This window comes from Elstera litoralis (assembly GCF_000963705.1).
Classification (GTDB): Bacteria; Pseudomonadota; Alphaproteobacteria; order Elsterales; family Elsteraceae; genus Elstera; species Elstera litoralis.
The window spans coordinates 1-914 of record NZ_LAJY01000714.1 but is presented as its reverse complement, the minus strand read 5'-3'; the positions used below and the strand labels follow the sequence as shown (position 1 = coordinate 914).

Sequence of the window (914 nt, the reverse complement as noted above, 5' to 3'; positions counted from 1 at the left end):
TTCGCCTCCTCAACGGCTTCGTCCTTCTGTGTCCCTCGAAAGCGTTCCTGGAGGTGCCAACGCCCGCTTTCGGCGACATGTAGTTCATATATGTCGTCGTGCATGCGTTTACTGAACGGCCTTTCCCGCAAATCCCATAATCTTTGGACCTTCTGCCCCACTATTCCATAAATTACGGGATAGTTTGCACAGACCCAACAGGATTCTTTCGTAATACGCCGATAATCCCTACTCGCGAGCTGCATAGCAAGACCCCCGCAGGCGGCTATTCCTGCGGGGGCGGATCACGAAGAGGTCTAGAGGAGCGCGTAGACCGCGCGCGCTGCCGCTATTCGGCAGCAGCCAAGGTCGGCAAGGTCCCGTTATTGGCGGGGGTCGTGATCGCAATCGTGCGCGGTTTCATCGCTTCCGGCACTTCGCGGACCAGATCGATATGCAGCAGGCCGTTCTCAAGGCTCGCGCTATCGACGCGGATATGGTCGGCGACATCGAACTTGCGCTCGAAGGCGCGCCCGGCGATGCCCCGGTGCAGGAATTGCCCGGCGGCATCCTCGGTCTTCGACTGGCCGCTGACCGTTACCTGATTGGGTTTGGCGACAATGCTAATGTCGGCTTGCGAAAAACCTGCGACGGCCATCGTGATGCGATAGCGATCATCGGCGCGCTTTTCGATATTATAGGGCGGGTAGCTGGCGCTGGTATCCTCCGCCCGTTGGGCGGCGTCCATCAGGTGAATCAGCCGGTCAAACCCGACGGTGGAACGGAAGAGCGGATTGAGGTTAAGCGTACGCATGGCCATATTCTCCTAGAGAAGCAACATGGAAAAAGGGGGATCGCTTTAAGGGCGCATCCGGTTTTCAGCGTCGACCCGCATTCGGCATCGACAGACTGGAGATAGGAAACGCCGCGCCGGA

At 58.4% G+C, this 914-nt stretch carries 1 protein-coding gene; it reads right to left on the bottom strand.

Annotated elements, in window-relative coordinates; translation table 11 throughout:
• Positions 1-328: 328 nt before the first annotated feature.
• Entirely contained in the window at positions 329-793 is a 465-nt protein-coding gene (locus VZ95_RS19250) for an Hsp20 family protein (protein ID WP_045777300.1), read from the bottom strand.
• Positions 794-914: the final 121 nt, after the last annotated feature.